Genomic DNA, 2,768 nt, shown 5'->3' with positions numbered 1-2,768 from the left:
CTGGGGGTGGATGCACGGCGCGGTCGTTTCTGACGTTCAAGAGCCTGAATGGGTATTGGGACAGTACGGTGACGAAGGCGGAGTTGTTCCTGTGGGAGACGCATTCGTGGTCGTGTACGGCGGCGCGTGGCGTACCGGGGCTGCGAGCACGTCGACGCGGTGGGGCGCTCAGCCGGCCTGGTCGGCGAAGGACGGAACCTCGACCGCGACGAAGGGGTACAACAGTAGTTGCGCCGATGGGTGGGTGTCGGTGTCGGTGAAGAACATCTTGCAGTACAGCTTCACCAACCATCAGGGCACTGCGAACGTCGGCTTGCGGGCCTCCAGTGAGACCAACCACGACGGGTGGAAGAAGTTCAAGTCCTCGGAGGCGTCCTCAGGCACCCCGTACATCGAGCTGACGTACAACCGTACGCCGAACGTGCCGAACGCCCAGAAGATCAGCCCGTGCTTTTCGGCCTGCGTATCTCCGGCGCTGGTCAGTTCCCCGACCCCGAAGCTGTTCGCGGTGGTCAGCGACCCGGATGGTGGCACGTTGCGGGCGGAGTTTGAGGTCTTCGACGCTGGCAGGACGGTCCTGAAGGCGAAGTCGGGAACCTCTGTCACGGGGCGCGCGTCGGGGACAGAGGCGCCATGGACGGTCACGGTGAATCTGCCGGACGCGCAGTACCACTGGCGGGTCAGAGCCTGCGACTCCTATGTGTGTGGCGGCTACAGCGCCTGGTTCACCTTCACCGTCGACACGACGTCACCAACTCTGCCGCTGGTGACGAGCACGGACTACCCGTCCAAGGACACCGGCGCCTGGAGCGGTGGTGTCAACATTCCGGGGATGTTCACGTTTGGGCCGAACGCCGCCATCGATGTTCAGCAGTACACGTACACACTCAACGGCGGTAACGCGGTCACGGTGCCGGCCGGGCAGCCGCAGGTCGAGCAGTTGACGGCGAACCAGCGGCAGGTGTCCACGGACTTGACCGGCTTCGCGGTGCCGACCACGACAACGATGATTCGGGATACCACCCGCGGCCACGACAGTTCGGACTCGTTGAAACTCACCCCGGTCGCGTCCAGCACCCTGACGCCTGGTGACACCTTCGCCGGTATCGGAGCCACCCAGAACTGCCTGTGCGCCGGGATGCAGCCCGGCAAGCGGTACGTGATCACGGGGTGGATCTATGTCCCCGCCGCGACCGGCCTCACCCCGGTCTACACCGATCGAGGACTGCGAATTGTCGGCTTCTACGCCACATCCGCCGGCTACACCGAGATCGCTTCGCCGAAGGCCACCATCACGGACGGCTGGCAGCAACTGTCACTGATCATGGCCGTACCGGCCAGCGCGACGCAGGCGTTCGTACGCCTCTACAACGGCATGGACTACGGCTCAGGCAAGGCCGTCTACTGGGACGACCTGTCCCTGCGCGAAGTCACCGGCACCACATCCACCGTCTCGATCGCCCCGCCGAAGGACGGGGTGAACACGATGCTCGTCCAGAGCGTCAACGGCGCTGGCATCGCGTCGGAGTGGAAGCCCTACGAGTTCCTGGTCCGCCCGAACGGCGCACTGAACTGGTACTGGCCGCTGGACGACAACGCCGCTACTGGGCCGACCCCCTCGCTGTTGAACACGAACCGGCCGCTGAGTTTCAGTACGACCGGCGCCCACCGCGACGACGAGGTGGTGAAGGTGGGCACCGGTGCGGTGACGTTCAACGGCTCCGGGTCTCTGTCCTCCACGTCGCCGGTGCTGGACACCTCTCACCCCGCCGGGTTCACTATCGCGGCCTGGGTCTACCCGACCAACCTGGATAGCGGCGGGCCACAGGCGGTGGTGGCGCAGGACGGCACCGCGCAGTCGGTGTTCGAGTTGCAGTTCCGCGACGACATTGACATCACCGGCGATGGTGTCGGCGATCCGCAGTGGTGCTTCACGGTGCATGACAGCGACACCGCGACCGCCGCGACCACCAGCGCATGCACCTCTGACTTCGTCGCGGCTAATGAGTGGACCCACCTGACCGGGGTTTACGACCCCGCGGCGATGAAGATCAAGTTGTACGTCAATGGCACCGTCAACCTGGACGGGGCGCAGGCGGAGGCGTCGGTGTCGGGGATGTGGTCGGCCACCGGCCGGTTCGCGGTGGGTGGGTCGCTGAGTTCCGGGGCCGGGCGCGGGTTCATCGGCACCGTGGACGAGGTCTACGCCTCGCAGCGGGTGTGGTCCAACACCGAGATTGACAACAAGGTCATCCAGTAACGGGTCTGCTCGTTCACAGTTTCGTTCGGGGAGGTAGCGCCATGAGCGCTGGTTTTCGGGCACGCCCGTTCCGGGGTAAGACCATGACCGTCTTGGGTCGCTGCCGCGCCGGCCGAGTCGTCGCGGCCGTGCTGGCGGCCGTGGTGGTGTCGTCGACCGCAGTCGCCGGTTCGGCGCAGGCGGCACCACGCAGCTCGTGGGCGCCGCCGAAGCCGAAGCAGGTGATGGGTGTGCGGGTCGCGCCGGTCAAGCACAGCGTGCGCCCGTCGTGGACCGCCGACAGCAAGACCGCCCACGGCAACCGGACAGTACAGTGGCCCACAGCCGGATCCGCGACGGTCGACCTACCGGCCACGCCGACCGGCAGCACGACAACGGCTACCGCCGCGTCGACACGAGCGGGTAACCTGCCGGTTTCAGTCGCATCCGTCACCCCGCCGGCCTCGCGCAGCGACAGCCGAGGTCCAGCTTCGCAGCCCATGACGGCGGTGCACCGCGCCACCGTGAC

At 66.4% G+C, this 2,768-nt stretch carries 2 protein-coding genes; one reads left to right on the top strand and one right to left on the bottom strand.

Translation table 11 applies throughout. From position 1 onward, the window contains the following. Nucleotides 1-2,260: LamG-like jellyroll fold domain-containing protein (locus KJS59_RS30365; protein WP_305071795.1), on the top strand; the 2,260-nt coding region annotated here is incomplete at its 5' end. A gap of 13 nt (nt 2,261-2,273) precedes the next feature. Here KJS59_RS30365 and KJS59_RS30360 read toward each other — a convergent pair. Continuing rightward, nucleotides 2,274-2,768: hypothetical protein (locus tag KJS59_RS30360; protein ID WP_213457397.1), on the bottom strand; the 495-nt coding region annotated here is incomplete at its 5' end.

The sequence above is a fragment of the Rhizomonospora bruguierae genome (assembly GCF_018397995.1).
Classification (GTDB): Bacteria; Actinomycetota; Actinomycetes; order Mycobacteriales; family Micromonosporaceae; genus Rhizomonospora; species Rhizomonospora bruguierae.
Note: the sequence above shows the minus strand (reverse complement) of the source record. Positions and strands in the feature narration are given on the sequence as shown.